The following is a 13,703-nucleotide window of genomic DNA, read 5'->3' on the forward strand; positions in this document are numbered from 1 at the left end:
TTAGTCGGGTACAGCCGAAGGGAATGACTCCCGGAGTGCTGCGAGGAGCCGGTCGAAGACCTCGTCCTCGTTGCCCATGCCGTCAACGCTCAGGAGGATTCCGCGCTGCGAGTACGCCGAAGCCACGGGCTCAGTCTCGCGGTAGTAGAGCTCCAGGCGGTGCCGGATCACGTCTTCGGTATCATCGCTGCGTCCGGTCAGGGTGGCGCGGTGGAGCACCCGGCGGACCAGCTCGGCGTCGTCGGCCGTCAGCTGGAGCGCAACATCCAAGGCCTGCCCGTTGGCGGCAAGGATGATGTCGAGCTCAGCCAGCTGCGCCGTATTGCGGGGGTATCCGTCCAGAAGGAAGCCGTCGCGGACGTCATCCTCGTTCAGGCGGTCTCGCACCATGCGGTTCGTGAGGCTGTCGGGGACGAAATCGCCCGCGTCCAGATGCGCCATGACGTCACGGCCCAGCGGCGTCAGGTTCTTCACGTGCGCGCGGAAGACGTCCCCCGTGGATACGCCGTGTATGCGGAGGCGCCGGGACAGGCGTTCAGCCTGGGTGCCCTTGCCGCACCCCGGAGGGCCCAAGATCAGCATTCGCATCAGTGAGACCACTCCTTGGGCGCCATTGAAAGGTGTCCCTCCATGGTGTCCGCCGGGACGTGCTCAGCACAAGGGGCGGGGTGCCTCGCCCGTTCCGTGTCCCAATCGTGAGCAAATCTTTCGGCGATCCTGCGCGGCGGCAGGGTTTGCGTGGGTACCTTCGGTACACCACTAGATGGAAGGTGTACCGAAATGACGATCACTGACTACTTCTCAGGCGTAGCCATCATGCTTGGATCCCTGATAGCCGCGGCAGGGCTATCTGCCGGGATCATCCGCGCCAGGTCCCATCACCACTAGAAGTGCCACCCTGTCAGCTTCTTCGTCGGTTACTCGAACATGGGTGAGAGGAACCTTCGCTCGTACCGTCGGATGCAGTTCGTTTCCGTCGCGAATCGGTAGGCCTCGATGCACTCGGGATCCACGGCCGCAGCCGATCGGTACTTCTCGTAATCGGCGAGTGACGGGAAGGTGAACAGGGCGAAGGCCTCGTCGCTGTCACCTTCGCTCGGAAGGAAATAGCCGTGATGCGATCCGCCCAGCCTGTTGACGAGGCGGATCCACCGCCGTCCATATTCTTCAAAGTCAGCGAGCTTGCTTGCATCAATCTCATATCGAAGGTGCACTGTGATCACGGATGGTCCTCTTTCGTTAGGGGGCGTGCCGGGACGTTCACCCCGGCCGCTTCGGTCTGTTGCTGCCGCAGCCAGCGCCGCCGCTTTACGGCGATTCTGAATGCCTGCACCGACATCGCCAGCCCGCCGATGCCGACAGCGAACGCAAACAGGATGAGCTTCAGTTCCCCGCCCGACCCGATAACCATGAGGCTCACACTGAGCAGGCCGACGGAGACGAGCGACGTGAAGACTCCGAGTGCGATGATCAGTCCCGGGCTCTGCACAGGCGTGATGGCATCCATGGCGTATCCCTCCGGCACGCCACCGGGACCGTACTGCTCCTCGTACTGGCGCACGTTGAAGCTGCTCGGGTCGTACAGGGTGCCGTCAGGCCTGCGGAACTGCTTATCCTGGTTGAACATCGGAACGAATCCTATCGGGACATGTCGGGTCGGTCGGGACTTTTCTGCCCCAACTCAAGGAGATCAGTGTCGACGCTGCCGGTGCCGGGTTTTGGGGACCCATGGCGCTTGCGGAGCTGGGTCGCCCGGTATTCGTCACGGGCCAGAATGAACGCATAGGGAGTGAAGAACCCTGAGAGCCCAATGGGCCACAACGCACCCCACTCGGGTGCTTCACCTGCCCACAGGGGGCGCTGGAACAGCCAACACATGGTGATGAATCCGATCCCCGAGATGACCGCGAGTATCCCCATGCCCCACCAGCTGCTGACTTGGGCCTGGCCGCGGCCGGGGGTGAAGCCGATCTCGTCACCCGGGTAACTGTGCAGGTCGCCGGTGCTGGTCCTCCGGAGAACACGCTTCTCACCGGCCGCTACAGCCCTCTTGTGTTCGGCGTACACGGCATCGTTGCGCCGCTCACGCTCACGGTCAAAAAGCATGGCCGGTCCTCTTGGGTTCGACATATCCCGGCTCCCCGGGAAAGGGGCGGGTGCTATCAGGGAAGTTCTCCCGGGTGATCTCCAGGGTTCCGGGGTGCTCCTCGAACCATCTGCGTGCCTTATCGTCGGTGACCGCGTACGCCGGTTTGGGCAGCCCCTTGGGCTTGCGGAGCTTGCGGGCACGGAGTTCAGCGCGAAGGGCCGTAACACTGGCGAACCAGCCGCCAGTGAACAGGACGGTGCATACCGCGGAGCCCAGCATGATGATCAAGCCCATACCCATGTCCCCCGGATCCGGGAAGGACATGATCAGGGCAAGGATCCCGAAGAGTATTCCGAGAGGGGCCAGGATAGCGGGGACCGTCATCAGCAGGGCAACGATGCTCTGGCCAACAAAGCTGTTGGCCGTGTTGGCGGATTCGGTGGCACTGTGGCCTCCCAAGCCCCACTCCTCATGACTGTAGGCGTGGATGACAACCTCTTTGCTCCACCCTCCGTAGCCGTACCAGTACTTGCGCAGTCCTGGATGCTGTTGGGGTTCAGTGCCGGGCATTTGTCCGCAATGTCCGTTCTCGTAAGAGGATGTCCGAAGACGCGCGAAGGCGGCGCGCCCCCACACGATGCGACCACAGGAGACGGCGAATCACCGGCCGCCTGCCGTACACACATCCCTCAGCCTAACGAAGATGCGGCAGGCCATGTCTATCAGGGGAGGGAAGACCTGAGTTTGGGCTAGGCGTAGGGTGGAATTTAGACGATAGGAGCACTTCATGAAGAAAATCCTCATGGTACTGACCAGCGTTTCCGAGATCGGCGATACCGGAGAGAAGACCGGCTACAACGTGGCCGAGGCGGCTCACCCCTGGAAGGTCTTCAAGGATTCCGGGCATTTCGTCGACTTCGCGTCCATCCAGGGCGGCCAGCCCCCGCGCGACGAGGTGGATTCAGGCGATCCCATCCAGGTTGCCTTTACGGAGGACGAGACCACGCGCGCCGGTCTCTACAACACGGCCCGCGTCGACGTCGTTGATCCCGAACAGTACGACGCCGTCTATCTCGTGGGAGGCCACGGCACCATGTGGGACTTCCCGGACAGCGAAGGCTTGCAGAACCTCTTAGCCAGCGTCTATAACGCAGGCGGCGTGGTGGGCGCTGTCTGCCATGGGCCGGCCGGTCTGCTGAACGTCGAACTGGACAACGGCTTTCGGCTGGTCGAGGGCAGGAAGGTCGCCGCCTTCACCAACGACGAGGAGGTTGCCGCAGGGAAGGACAAGGTCATCCCGTTCTTTTTGGCCGACCGGCTTGAGGAACAGGGCGCGACCCACGTGTCCGCTGGTGTCTTTGAAGAGAAGGTTGTGGTGGACGACCGGCTGGTGACCGGCCAGAATCCGGCGTCAGCCGCCGGCGTCGCCAAGGAGATGGAGAAGCTCCTGGCAGAGGTCATCCACAAGGAAAAAGCCGAGGAACAGCACGATGCGGAGGCGCTGCGCGCCGAGAAGGACGCCGAGAAAAACGCCAAGAAGGCGGCCGCGGAAGCGGAGCACTAACGCCCGCAGCGGGGCAAATTTCAGGCAAAGCAAAGGCCCCGGGTTCCCTTTCAAACGAAAGAAAACCCGGGGCCTCGCTACGTGGCGGTGACGGTGGGATTTGAACCCACGTTGGCTTTGACACCAAACAACATTTCGAGTGTTGCACCTTCGGCCGCTCGGACACGTCACCAACCTGAATAGGTTACCGGAGCATGGCTCGCTTCCCCAAAACGACGGCGCGCCGGGGGCCGGATGTCTTCCCCGCGCACCCGACGGGGACTAGATTCGTAAGCAAGATGATCAATTCCCAGCACCATTCCCAAGCCAGGGCCTATTGGACCGTCGGCCACGAAAAAGGCGAGCTCCGGAGCGAGGACCTGCCCGCGCCGGGCCCGGGTGAAGCGCTGGTCCGTGCCCTCTATTCGGGCATCAGCAAGGGCACCGAAACTGTGGTCCACTGCGGCAATGTGCCGCCACGGGTTGCCGAACAGATGCGGGCGCCCCTTCAGGAGGGGTCCTTTCCATCACCGGTGAAGTACGGCTACCTCTCGGTGGGAACCGTGGAGGCAGGCCCGGAGGAATGGGTGGGCCGCACGGTGTTCTGCCTGCACCCGCACCAGGACCGCTACATTGTGCCGGTTGAATCCCTGACCGTGGTCCCGGACAACGTCCCGGCTCGGAGGGCGGTTCTCACCGGAACGGTGGAAACCGCCGTCAACGCACTATGGGAAGCCGGGCCACGGCTGGGCGACCGCGTGGCCGTCGTCGGCGCCGGCCTGGTCGGCGGCATGGTGGCCACCCTCCTGCGCACTTTTCCGCTGCAGCGTCTCCAGCTGATCGACATCGACCCGGCGAAGCGCGCCTTCGCCGACACCCTCGGCGTCGACTTCGCCCACCCCGACGACGCCCTGGCCGACTGTGACATCGTGATCCACTGTTCGGCCTCCCAGGAAGGCCTCGAACGGAGCCTGCAGCTGGTGGGCGACGAGGGGGACGTCATCGAGATGTCCTGGTACGCGGACAAGCAGGTCACCATCCCGCTGGGGGAGGACTTCCACGCCCGCCGGCTCTCCATCCGGGCCAGCCAGGTGGGGGTCGTGGCCCGTTCACGCCGCCACCGCCGGACCAACGCCGACCGCCTGGCGCTGGCCGTGTCCCTGCTCAGCGATCCCGTTTACGACACCTTCATCACCGGGTCGTCCCCCTTTGCGGAACTTCCTGCCGTCGTCCATAAACTGGCCGACGGCAACCTGGATGCGCTCTGCCACGTCATTGAATACCCCGACACTGAATACCCCGCCGAAGACAAGAGGTAACCTTTGTTCAGCCTGACCGTCCGCCGCCACTTCATGATTGCCCACAGCCTGCCGCGCGAGGCGTTCGGCCCCGCCCAGGGCCTGCACGGGGCCACCTTCGTGGCGGAGGTGACCTTCCGCCGTCGGTCGCTGAACGACGACGCCATCGTCCTGGACATCGGTGCCGCCGGCGGGCTCATTGAGGAAGTGCTGGCCGGCCTGAACTACAAAAACCTGGACGAGCACCCTGACTTTGCCGGGAAGCTGACTACAACCGAAGCGCTGGCTCAGTACATCGCCGAGACCGTCGCAGCCAAGGTCCGGGTCGGGGAGGACGGCCGGGCATTGTCGGGACTGGACGTCACCCTCCGTGAGAACCCCGACGCCTGGGCGTCGTTCGCGCTCGACTTCGACGCCGAGCAAAGAGCCGAGTAAAAATGACCGGGACCCGCACGGCCAGGCTGGCGGTCCGGCTGATCGTGCCGGGCAACGTGCTGCACCACTCAGGCGGCAACGCCTACAACGCCGCGCTGGTCCGCGGGCTCACCGCCCTCGGCGCGGAGGTGGAAGTCTGGCCCGTTGACGGCCACTGGCCGGTGGGCCTCGAGGAAGAACGACGGCGGCTGGCCGGGCTGCTGCGCGAAGCCGGCGCCGAGGGGGCGGCCGGTACGCCGGTGACCATCGTGGACGGTCTGGTGGCGCTGGGCGCGCCGCTGCAGATGGAAGAGGCAGCCGCCGCGGGAAAACCCGCGTGGATCCTGCTGCACATGCCGCTGGCAACGCACCCGGACCTGGAGCAACGCGCACTGGCGGCCTCCGCAGGCGTGATCTGCACCAGTTCGACGACGGCCGCGGCAGCCCGGGACAAACGCTGCCCTGCCCCGATCCACGTGGCGCTGCCAGGCACTGATGCCGCCAGGCCTGCGGCCGGTTCGAACCCGCCGCACCTGGTGGCGGTGGCCGCGCTGCTGCCGAACAAGGACCAGCTCCTGCTGCTTGAGGCGCTCGCCGGACTAACGGACCTGCCCTGGACCGCGGCACTGGTGGGCTCCGATTCCGCTGACGCCGACTATGCCCGCGCGGTCAGCAGCGCGGTAACCCGGCTCGGGCTGGCCGAACGGGTGACAGTCCGCGGCGAGCTCAGCGGGGAGGCACTGGACGGGGCATGGCACCGTGCCGATCTCAGCCTGCTCGTTTCGCGGGCAGAGGCCTACGGGATGGTGGTCACGGAGTCCCTCGCCCGTGGAATCCCGGTGGTGGTGCGGGCCGGCACCGGCGCCGTCGAAGCACTCGCGGCGGGGTCACCGGATACGGCGGGCTCGCCGGGGGCAGCAGCTCCCGACGGCGGCGGGGGACCCGAGCTGCCGGGCGCCGCCGTCGTACTGGATACGGACCCTGCCCCGCTGACACGGGTTCTCCGCGGCTGGCTCACGGATCCCGACGTTCGCACGCGGTGGCGCGACGCCGCGCATGCTGCGCGCACCAGGCTGCCTGGCTGGGACGCAACAGCCAGGACCGTGCTGGACAGCATTGCAGCGGAACGGCCGGGACAGAACGCGCCGCGCAACCGGACTGCGCCGGGTCATTCCGTTGCCGTACCGGCTGATGGACAATGACCCCTATGGCAACCGAGCCCCTCACTGCTGAGACTCCAGCGGCTAGTCCCGCAGACGTCCGCCCGCCGCCCGCACACACGCTCACGTCGGAACGCCTGCGCGCTTGGGCCTGGCACAAACAGGGCCTCGACGGCAGCCTCGCCGGCCATAGCGCAGCCGAAGTCCTGGCCAGGGCCGGCTGGGCACGTTCCCTGGGCGGTGCCAACCCCTACCTCACGCTGTTCGCCCGTGCCGGGATCCGGCGCGAACAGGTTGATGCCGACGTCCTGGCGCTGCGGATCTACGAACTCCCCAGCGCCCGCGGCTGCACCTACATCCTGGGTGCGGACGACTTCGCGTGGGCGCTGCAGCTGGGCAAGGACTCCGCCGAAGTCTTCAGGGTGCTCGGACGGCTGGGAGTGGACCGGGGAGAACTCACGCTGCTTGAGGAGCAGGTGCTGCATGCCCTGGCGGAAGCCGGCCGGCCGTTGGATCCTAAGCAGCTCAAGGATGCACTGGGCGATTCCGTTCGGAGCCTTGGCGAGGAGGGCAAAAGGCAGGGCGTATCCACCACCCTTCCCACTGCCCTCGGGCTGCTGCAGCGCGACGGCCGGATCCGCCGCGTCCCCGCCAACGGTCGTCTGGACCAGCAGCGCTACGCCTACACCCTGTGGGATCTGCCGCCGAGCATGGTGGACGTTGACGGCGCCCGCACTGAGCTGATGAGCAGGTATCTGGGTTGGACCGGCGGTGCCACGCTCAAGCAATCCCAGTGGTTCTCCGGGTTCACAGTCGCCCAGAGCAGGGCGGCCCTGGCCGCGGTCGGTGCCGTTGAGGTGCCCACCGCCCATCCTGCCGCCAAGGGCGAAGCGCTGTGGATGCTGCCCGACGACGTCGACCGCCTCGCGGCTTTCGACGTGCCCGCCGAAGAACAGATCCAGCTCCTTGCCGGGACGGATTCGCTCGTTATACAGCGGCGGAACGCCGCGGACCTTTTCGCGGACGGCGACGGTGGTGCGACACTGCTCCGGGCCGCCCTGGCGGAGCAGCCGGACCTGCCGGACCACCCCATCCTGGACAGGGGCCGGATCATCGGACTCTGGCAGTACGATCCCGCAGGGCAGAGGATCGCCCACTGGCTGTTCGGCGGATCTTCGCCGCGCATCGGGCACCGGATCGCCGAGGTGGAAGCGTGGATTCGGGAGGACCTGGGTGACTTCCGTTCCTTCAGCCTGGATTCGCCCGCGTCGCGGCGGGAGCGTATTGATGCCCTGGATGCGGCGAATGCCGGTTAGCTGACCTGCCGGTGGCCGGCGAAGAAATCCCGCAGCAGCGCGGCACACTCCTGCTCCCGCACGCCCGCGTAGACCTCCACCCAGTGGTTGAGCCGGCGCTCGCGGAGGATGTCGAACACCGAACCGGCGGCCCCCGCCTTCTCATCCCACGCGCCGAACACCACGCGCGGGATCCTCGCCAGCACAATGGCACCGGCGCACATGGCACAGGGTTCCAGGGTCACCACGAGGGTGCAGTCCGCCAGCCGCCAGCCGTCGCTTCCGCCGGTCTGGGCTCCCGACACCTGCAGCCGGGCGGCCGCCTCACGGATCGCCACCATCTCGGCGTGCGCCGTGGGATCCCCGTGCGCTTCCCGTTCGTTCCTTCCGGTACCCAGCACGGCGCCGTCAGGACCGATCACGACGGCGCCGATCGGCACATCCTCGGTGGCCAGGGCGCGCCGTGCCTCGGTCAGGGCAATGCCCATCCACTCGGCATGGCGGGGCTCCGGGGAAGTCATGGCTCAATGATAGTTTCGAAGGTACGGCAGGCGCAGACGACGGATGAGCCCGGGAGACGACGTGAAGATCTTGACTGACCATATTTCGGACCGCTGGGGGCGGTGGGTTGTTCCCTACGCTGCCCTCTGGATCACCATGCTGATTGGCGGCGCCATTGTTATCACATTGGCTTTTATGGGTGCCGAAGTCTACGAGGACGTGGTGGACGAGGCGGGCCTCGCCAACCTGGATAAACCGGCGCTCGCACTGTCGGAGGACCTGCGCAGCCCCGAGCTCAATTCCGCTGTCACTGCCTTCACCAACATTGGCGGCGGCATCGGAATGCCCATCCTGGCCAGTGTCCTGACGGCCTGGCTGACGTTCGCAGGGCGCACCTGGCGCCCCCTGATTCTGGTAGGAGGCGCGGCGGCTGTCTCCACCCTTGCCACCACGTTTGGCAAAAAACTGTTCGGCCGCACTCGGCCGGACCATGCCGATGCCGTTCCCCCGTATGAAACTTCCCCGTCCTTCCCCAGCGGGCACACACTCAACACCACCGTAGTGATCGGTTTGATCGTGTACCTGGCGTGCATCCAACTGGAACGGACAGCGATTCGCGTGTCCCTCATCACGGTCGGTGCGGCCTTCATCATCGCCATGGGCCTGAGCCGGGTCTTCCTGGGCCATCACTGGCTCACCGACGTTATTGCCGGATGGCTCCTTGGCTTCGCGTGGGTCGGCATCGTGATCCTGGCGCACAGGCTGTTCCACATAATCCGGCACCGCGAACATGCCGGACCGGCGCCAACGTTCGACCATCCGTTGCTCCGGGAAGAGCCCGGTGCGCACCACGGACGGGAAGGCGACAGCGGGGCCGACGGCGGTGGCGAACCCCACCGCGCCCGGGGCGGGGACGCCAGCGCCGGGTGATAGTTTTGACCCATGCGCACACTCGTCGTGGACCACCCGCTGGTCGCTCACAAGCTCACCGTTCTGCGGGACAAAAACACCCCCTCCCCGGTCTTCCGGCAACTCACCGAGGAACTTGTCACGCTCCTCGCGTATGAGGCCACCCGGGACGTCCGCACCGAGCCGGTCACCATCGAAACGCCGGTGAGCACCACGATCGGCACCGCGTTCACCAAGCCCACTCCGCTGGTGGTTCCCATCCTCCGCGCCGGCCTGGGCATGCTCGAGGGCATGACCAAACTCGTGCCCACGGCCGAGGTCGGGTTCCTGGGAATGGCCCGTGATGAGGAGACGCTGGACATCATCACCTACGCGGAGCGCCTCCCCGAGAACCTGACGGACCGGCAGATCTTCGTGCTGGACCCCATGCTGGCAACGGGCGGCACGCTGCGCGAAGCCATCAAGTTCCTGTTCAAGCGCGGCGCGTCGGACGTGACGTGCATCTGCCTGCTGGCCGCGCCCGAGGGGCTGGCCAAGCTGGAGGAAGAACTCTCGGACGCCAACGTGACCATCGTCCTGGCCTCCATTGACGAGAAGCTCAACGAGAAGTCCTACATCGTGCCCGGACTCGGTGACGCAGGGGACCGCCTCTACGGCATCGCCGGCTAACACGGGCCCTGCTGGCCGTCGGCTGGCAGGGCGTGCCGCTTTCCCGGCGCAGGTTGAGGGGACGAGGTACAACCGGCGAAGCGATTGCCCCCTTCCGGTTTCCGACGGCCCCGGTTAGCCTGTGCCCCATGGACTGGAAACTTGAACTCGTGTTTGTCCCTGTGTCCGACGTGGACCGCGCCAAGGATTTTTATGTCAACAAAGTGGGCTTCAACGCCGACTACGACGAGCGGCCCATGGACGGCATCCGCTTCGTCCAACTGACCCCGCCGGGCTCGGCCTGTTCGATCGCCATAGGCGAAGGCCTGAACGATGCCCCTCCCGGGACCGCCCCGAGCCTGCAGGTCGTGGTCAGCGACATCCAGGCCGCGCACAAGCAGCTCAAGGACAACGGCGTGGACGTCAGCGAGATCGACGTCCAGGACTGGGGCCACTTCGTCTACTTCGCAGATCCCGACGGCAACAAATGGGCCGTGCAGTACCTGCCCCAAAGGCCGAACGGCTGAGTCACAAAATCCTGCCACGCCCCCGTGTGGGGCAGGATGGAAGCATGAGCTTTCCTGCTGACGCCGCTAGCCCCCTCACCGCCATACCGTCTGGAACAACCCTTGCCGCCCGCGCCGTGCTGTTCGACATGGACGGCACCCTGGTTGATTCCACGGCCATTGTGGAGCAGGTGTGGGGCGAACTTGCTGCCCGCTACGGGCTGGACCTCGCCGAGATCCTCCGGACCTCGCACGGTGTGCAGGCCGGGGACACGGTGAGGCGGTTTGCGCCGGCCGGTACCGACGTCGTTGCGCTCACCGCGGAGCTCGGCGCCATGGAACGGGTCAGGACCGAAGGCATTGTCGCGTTGCCCGGCGCCGCTGAACTGTTGCGCAGCCTGCCGGCAGACGCCGTCGCCCTGGTGACGTCCGCCGACCGGATCCTGGCCGATATCCGGATGGGCGCCGCGGGACTGGCCATGCCCGTCACCGCCGTCACGGCTGAGCTCGTCACCCGAGGCAAGCCCCACCCGGAAGGCTACCTCAGGGCGGCCGAACTGCTCGGTGTGGACCCGGCCGACGCGTTGGTCTTTGAGGACGCCCCCGCAGGCATTGCGGCCGGACTTGCTGCCGGCATCAGGACCGTTGCCATCGGGCCCAACACCGGTGAACTGCCGGACGGCGTTCTGCACATAGACGACTATTCCGCCGTGTCCGTGACCACGGAAGTGGACGGCGACGGCGTGAGGACGATTTTCTTCCGGTTCTGACGTTTCAATCGGCCTTCTGTCCGCTAGGGTCAGTGAAGACGCTGACGCTATCTGGGGGGATAGGATGACCGAGGTTTCGATTGACGGTGCCAGAGGGACTGTCGTCCTACGCAAGGGTGTCCTTCATGTGCAGTGGGTTCAAGGCCTGGCCATATCCGAGGATGCCGCGACAGCCGTCATGGCGGCCGTGAAGAAGCTGAGCGGCGGGCGCCCCTATCCGATGCTGGTGGACATGGCCGCAGCAACGTCCATGAGCCGCGGTGCACGGCGGGTCTTCGCCCGTCCCAGCACAGTGGAACGGGTGGCGCTCCTCGGATCGTCACCGGTGGACCGGGCCATGGCCAATTTCTTTCTCAGCATGCATTCGCCGGCTGCTCCGACACGCTATTTCACCTGCGCGGATGAAGCGATGACGTGGCTTAGGGGCGAGTAGCCGCGGCGATTGAAGGTGGTTCAGCCGGAGCTGCGGGCGCGGAATTGCTGTCCAGGGCTGAGCGAAGTTCGGGAACCGGTATGCGGCCGGTCGCCAGGTCGCGGCCAAGGCGGCCCATGCCGCGCAGATCGGCGAGTGCGTTCCGGACAAGATCCACGCCGGCGTCGGCGTCGTTTACCCAGTCCACCGGCACCTCGTGCACACCCGGAGCCGACGGCGGCCCGCAGTTGCGTCTGCGGCAGGATCCCCGGGGCCTGGTCTGTGAGCGTCATGGTTCCACTATGCGGCCGGTGCACATGAAGGATTTAGGCCGCAGCTGTGGACCTGCTGTGGAACTCGTCGACTCGATGAACGGGAACTGAGACGAGGCGGCGGCGGGGCGCCCACCCTCGTTGGTGGGCGCACCGCCGCCGCGGTTTGGTTGTTTAGGACAGAACATCGCAGACGTCGATGACCCGCCCCGGTCCAGAGAACGGAATCTGCTCAGACCCGTCTGGGTTGTTCGTGAAACTCACGTTTCCGGACGTTATGTACAGTCCGCCGATATTGGGCCTGCTTATGAGATTTCGGCCGGTGGCTACCACTTCTGTGCGATCCGTGAATGTGGTGACGCGTGTGACACCGGTGATGACGTAACTTACGGTGTTTCCATTTTCTGCCGTCAGCGTCACTTTAAGCGCGGGGGACGGCGAAAGGATCGTCCCGCTTGGTAGCGTGATGTCCTTGAAACTGCCGGACAGAACCCCAGTTACGAGGAAGCCGCCAGACCCTTGGACGCCGCACTGTCGTGTAATTTCGACGCCCTCCAGCGATATCGGCGGGCCCGAGGGTGCGGCAGCGGCCGGAGCGGCGGCAGCGAAGATTGAGGCCAGGACGGCCGTTGGAACTAACCATCTTTTCATTGTTGTGCTCCCTAGATCGTGACGACGGCGGGTGGCCGGCTGCCGCTTGGAAGACGATTGAAAGCGGCGGCGACCAAGAGTCACCCCGCAACCTTGTGAAAACCTTGTGATCCCGGAAGGCGCGCGCAACGGCATGCCGAACCCGCAGGAGGGACATGTCCACCAGACGGCCGAAGGCCCCGAATCACGTGGATTCGGAGCCTTCGGCTGATGCGGACCTGGTCCGGCGGAGATGGGCCGGTTTAGTACCAGTTGTTGGCGTAGTGGAAATTCAGGGCGTCACAGGGGGAGCCGTAACGCTCCTTGACGTAGTTCAGGCCCCAGTTGATCTGGGTGCGGAAGTTGGTCAGGTAGTCCCCGCCGGCGCTGGCCATCTTTTCGGCCGGCAACGACTGGACAATGCCGTACGCGCCACTGCTGGGGTTCATGGCAGTGGTCTTCCAATCGGATTCCTTCGTCCACAGCGTGACCAGGCACTGCATCTGGTCGGCGGCCCAGCCGTAGTTGCCGAGCTGCGAGGCTGCATAGGCCTGTGCAGCTGCGGGGTCGTCCACGGCAACAGGCGGGGCGGGAGCCGGTGCGGGTTCCGGAGCCGCTGCAGGTGCCGGGGCGGGGGCCGGGGCTTCCGCAACCGGCTCCTCGGATGCCGCCTCCTCGGACGGCTTCTCCTCAGACGACTGCGGGGATACGCTCACGGACGCCGGTGCCGGCATGGCCGAAACGAGGATCTTTTCGAACGCAAGCTTCGACTCGGTGTCAGCGGTGGTTCCGGCGCTTTCAGCACCAGTCGCCGAGGTTGCCGGTGCGGTGGGCTCGGAAGCCTGGCCGGCGGCACCGACGCCGATCAGCACGGCGCATGCCGTGGCTATCACTGCAGCGCGGCGGCCGGAGCCCTGCACGCTGGCGGCGAAGCGGGACAGCGGGGACGTTGTCTTGACTGATTCAGCGCGGTGGCGGGAGCGTTCCGCGGGCGTCGCGGCCTTGTTGGAAGGGCGCGCTGGACGTACTTCTGGCGTGGATTTAGTCATGGTTGCCTCTCGATGCCGGCGGAGTTAGCTGTCGGGTTCGGATGAGGTCATCCGGCCGCACGGAACTTCACGTGTCGGCTTCACCCCGAGGGCGACTGATGCAGAATGCCCGGAGACCTGGGTCCCCCGCCTCTGCCTAATCATGAGGAAATCCGGGTAGCGGCAGAGTTTGGCGTCCATCCGGATATGCGGCCGGAACGGTGGCCG

19 protein-coding genes, 1 tRNA gene and 1 riboswitch are annotated in these 13,703 nt (G+C 65.8%); of the genes, 10 read left to right on the forward strand and 10 right to left on the reverse strand.

Annotated elements, in window-relative coordinates:
- From J2805_RS09625 to J2805_RS09645, 5 genes are all read right to left on the reverse strand, one after another.
- A complete protein-coding gene (locus tag J2805_RS09625; RefSeq protein ID WP_309975715.1) occupies positions 1 to 582 on the reverse strand; it encodes an adenylate kinase in 582 nt (193 codons plus the stop codon).
- A gap of 335 nt (positions 583 to 917) precedes the next feature.
- Positions 918 to 1,223, reverse strand: a complete 306-nt coding sequence (locus J2805_RS09630; RefSeq protein ID WP_309975543.1) for an NIPSNAP family protein — start codon at positions 1,221 to 1,223, stop codon at positions 918 to 920.
- Complete coding sequence (locus J2805_RS09635; protein WP_309975545.1) at positions 1,220 to 1,627, reverse strand: hypothetical protein; 408 nt, start codon at positions 1,625 to 1,627, stop codon at positions 1,220 to 1,222. The genes J2805_RS09630 and J2805_RS09635 overlap by 4 nt, the downstream gene beginning before the upstream one ends.
- Positions 1,628 to 1,638: 11 nt before the next feature.
- Positions 1,639 to 2,106, reverse strand: coding sequence for a hypothetical protein (locus J2805_RS09640; RefSeq protein ID WP_309975547.1), 468 nt, complete (start codon positions 2,104 to 2,106; stop codon positions 1,639 to 1,641).
- Positions 2,096 to 2,659, reverse strand: coding sequence for a hypothetical protein (locus J2805_RS09645; RefSeq protein WP_309975549.1), 564 nt, complete (start codon positions 2,657 to 2,659; stop codon positions 2,096 to 2,098). The genes J2805_RS09640 and J2805_RS09645 overlap by 11 nt, the downstream gene beginning before the upstream one ends.
- A gap of 217 nt (positions 2,660 to 2,876) precedes the next feature.
- Here J2805_RS09645 and J2805_RS09650 point away from each other — a divergent pair, with 217 nt between their 5' ends.
- On the forward strand, positions 2,877 to 3,653 hold the full coding sequence (locus tag J2805_RS09650) for a type 1 glutamine amidotransferase domain-containing protein (protein ID WP_309975551.1): 777 nt from the start codon (positions 2,877 to 2,879) through the stop codon (positions 3,651 to 3,653).
- An 82-nt stretch (positions 3,654 to 3,735) separates the two neighbouring features.
- Here J2805_RS09650 and J2805_RS09655 read toward each other — a convergent pair.
- A tRNA-Ser gene (locus J2805_RS09655) sits at positions 3,736 to 3,825 on the reverse strand.
- Between the two features lie 106 nt (positions 3,826 to 3,931).
- Between J2805_RS09655 and J2805_RS09660 the strand changes: the two genes are divergently transcribed.
- From J2805_RS09660 to J2805_RS09675, 4 genes are read left to right on the forward strand one after another with little or no spacing between them, the layout of a single operon-like run.
- Positions 3,932 to 4,951, forward strand: coding sequence for a zinc-dependent alcohol dehydrogenase (locus J2805_RS09660; protein ID WP_309975553.1), 1,020 nt, complete (start codon positions 3,932 to 3,934; stop codon positions 4,949 to 4,951).
- 3 nt (positions 4,952 to 4,954) lie between these two features.
- The gene (locus tag J2805_RS09665) at positions 4,955 to 5,365 is read left to right on the forward strand and encodes a 6-pyruvoyl trahydropterin synthase family protein (protein WP_309975555.1); all 411 of its coding nucleotides are present in this window, start codon (positions 4,955 to 4,957) and stop codon (positions 5,363 to 5,365) included.
- 2 nt (positions 5,366 to 5,367) lie between these two features.
- Complete coding sequence (locus J2805_RS09670; protein ID WP_309975557.1) at positions 5,368 to 6,546, forward strand: glycosyltransferase; 1,179 nt, start codon at positions 5,368 to 5,370, stop codon at positions 6,544 to 6,546.
- Between the two features lie 5 nt (positions 6,547 to 6,551).
- Positions 6,552 to 7,820, forward strand: coding sequence for a DNA glycosylase AlkZ-like family protein (locus tag J2805_RS09675; RefSeq protein ID WP_309975559.1), 1,269 nt, complete (start codon positions 6,552 to 6,554; stop codon positions 7,818 to 7,820).
- Here J2805_RS09675 and tadA read toward each other — a convergent pair.
- On the reverse strand, positions 7,817 to 8,320 hold the full coding sequence (gene tadA / locus J2805_RS09680; RefSeq protein ID WP_309975562.1) for a tRNA adenosine(34) deaminase TadA: 504 nt from the start codon (positions 8,318 to 8,320) through the stop codon (positions 7,817 to 7,819). The two genes, J2805_RS09675 and tadA, sit on opposite strands and share 4 nt — an antisense overlap.
- A 61-nt stretch (positions 8,321 to 8,381) precedes the next feature.
- Between tadA and J2805_RS09685 the strand changes: the two genes are divergently transcribed.
- The 5 genes from J2805_RS09685 (at position 8,382) to J2805_RS09705 (ending at position 11,566) form a co-directional block, all read left to right on the forward strand.
- The gene (locus tag J2805_RS09685; protein ID WP_396134281.1) at positions 8,382 to 9,230 is read left to right on the forward strand and encodes a phosphatase PAP2 family protein; all 849 of its coding nucleotides are present in this window, start codon (positions 8,382 to 8,384) and stop codon (positions 9,228 to 9,230) included.
- 12 nt (positions 9,231 to 9,242) lie between these two features.
- On the forward strand, positions 9,243 to 9,878 hold the full coding sequence (gene upp, locus J2805_RS09690; protein ID WP_011690514.1) for a uracil phosphoribosyltransferase: 636 nt from the start codon (positions 9,243 to 9,245) through the stop codon (positions 9,876 to 9,878).
- 128 nt (positions 9,879 to 10,006) lie between these two features.
- A complete protein-coding gene (locus tag J2805_RS09695; protein WP_309975564.1) occupies positions 10,007 to 10,384 on the forward strand; it encodes a glyoxalase superfamily protein in 378 nt (125 codons plus the stop codon).
- Positions 10,385 to 10,428: 44 nt separating this feature from the next.
- Positions 10,429 to 11,133 carry an HAD-IA family hydrolase gene (locus tag J2805_RS09700; protein ID WP_309975566.1) on the forward strand — a complete coding sequence of 235 codons (705 nt, stop codon included), beginning with the start codon at positions 10,429 to 10,431 and terminating at the stop codon, positions 11,131 to 11,133.
- Between the two features lie 64 nt (positions 11,134 to 11,197).
- A complete protein-coding gene (locus J2805_RS09705) occupies positions 11,198 to 11,566 on the forward strand; it encodes a DUF7793 family protein (protein ID WP_309975568.1) in 369 nt (122 codons plus the stop codon).
- Here J2805_RS09705 and J2805_RS09710 read toward each other — a convergent pair.
- From J2805_RS09710 to J2805_RS09720, 3 genes are all read right to left on the reverse strand, one after another.
- Positions 11,553 to 11,768 (reverse strand): hypothetical protein, encoded by a 216-nt coding sequence (locus tag J2805_RS09710; RefSeq protein WP_396134282.1) that lies wholly within the window; start codon positions 11,766 to 11,768, stop codon positions 11,553 to 11,555. The two genes, J2805_RS09705 and J2805_RS09710, sit on opposite strands and share 14 nt — an antisense overlap.
- Before the next feature lie 223 nt (positions 11,769 to 11,991).
- Positions 11,992 to 12,468, reverse strand: a complete 477-nt coding sequence (locus J2805_RS09715; protein ID WP_309975570.1) for a hypothetical protein — start codon at positions 12,466 to 12,468, stop codon at positions 11,992 to 11,994.
- Positions 12,469 to 12,710: 242 nt separating this feature from the next.
- Positions 12,711 to 13,496, reverse strand: a complete 786-nt coding sequence (locus J2805_RS09720) for an aggregation-promoting factor C-terminal-like domain-containing protein (RefSeq protein WP_309975571.1) — start codon at positions 13,494 to 13,496, stop codon at positions 12,711 to 12,713.
- A riboswitch (cyclic di-AMP (ydaO/yuaA leader) is annotated at positions 13,496 to 13,671 on the reverse strand. (Overlaps the previous gene by 1 nt.)
- Positions 13,672 to 13,703: the final 32 nt, after the last annotated feature.

Source organism: Arthrobacter oryzae (assembly GCF_031454875.1).
Taxonomy (GTDB): domain Bacteria; phylum Actinomycetota; class Actinomycetes; order Actinomycetales; family Micrococcaceae; genus Arthrobacter; species Arthrobacter oryzae_D.

Excerpts from the sequence above, each read along its gene's own strand:
- J2805_RS09660 (WP_309975553.1), top strand. The coding sequence starts at position 3,932 with ATGATCAATTCCCAGCACCATTCCCAAGCCAGGGCCTATTGGACCGTC.
- J2805_RS09675 (WP_309975559.1), top strand. The coding sequence starts at position 6,552 with ATGGCAACCGAGCCCCTCACTGCTGAGACTCCAGCGGCTAGTCCCGCA.
- J2805_RS09640 (WP_309975547.1), bottom strand. The coding sequence starts at position 2,106 with ATGCTTTTTGACCGTGAGCGTGAGCGGCGCAACGATGCCGTGTACGCC.
- J2805_RS09625 (WP_309975715.1), bottom strand. The coding sequence starts at position 582 with ATGCTGATCTTGGGCCCTCCGGGGTGCGGCAAGGGCACCCAGGCTGAA.
- upp (WP_011690514.1), top strand. The coding sequence starts at position 9,243 with ATGCGCACACTCGTCGTGGACCACCCGCTGGTCGCTCACAAGCTCACC.
- J2805_RS09650 (WP_309975551.1), top strand. The coding sequence starts at position 2,877 with ATGAAGAAAATCCTCATGGTACTGACCAGCGTTTCCGAGATCGGCGAT.
- J2805_RS09695 (WP_309975564.1), top strand. The coding sequence starts at position 10,007 with ATGGACTGGAAACTTGAACTCGTGTTTGTCCCTGTGTCCGACGTGGAC.
- J2805_RS09720 (WP_309975571.1), bottom strand. The coding sequence starts at position 13,496 with ATGACTAAATCCACGCCAGAAGTACGTCCAGCGCGCCCTTCCAACAAG.
- J2805_RS09700 (WP_309975566.1), top strand. The coding sequence starts at position 10,429 with ATGAGCTTTCCTGCTGACGCCGCTAGCCCCCTCACCGCCATACCGTCT.
- J2805_RS09705 (WP_309975568.1), top strand. The coding sequence starts at position 11,198 with ATGACCGAGGTTTCGATTGACGGTGCCAGAGGGACTGTCGTCCTACGC.
- J2805_RS09715 (WP_309975570.1), bottom strand. The coding sequence starts at position 12,468 with ATGAAAAGATGGTTAGTTCCAACGGCCGTCCTGGCCTCAATCTTCGCT.
- J2805_RS09635 (WP_309975545.1), bottom strand. The coding sequence starts at position 1,627 with ATGTTCAACCAGGATAAGCAGTTCCGCAGGCCTGACGGCACCCTGTAC.
- J2805_RS09645 (WP_309975549.1), bottom strand. The coding sequence starts at position 2,659 with ATGCCCGGCACTGAACCCCAACAGCATCCAGGACTGCGCAAGTACTGG.
- tadA (WP_309975562.1), bottom strand. The coding sequence starts at position 8,320 with ATGACTTCCCCGGAGCCCCGCCATGCCGAGTGGATGGGCATTGCCCTG.
- J2805_RS09670 (WP_309975557.1), top strand. The coding sequence starts at position 5,368 with ATGACCGGGACCCGCACGGCCAGGCTGGCGGTCCGGCTGATCGTGCCG.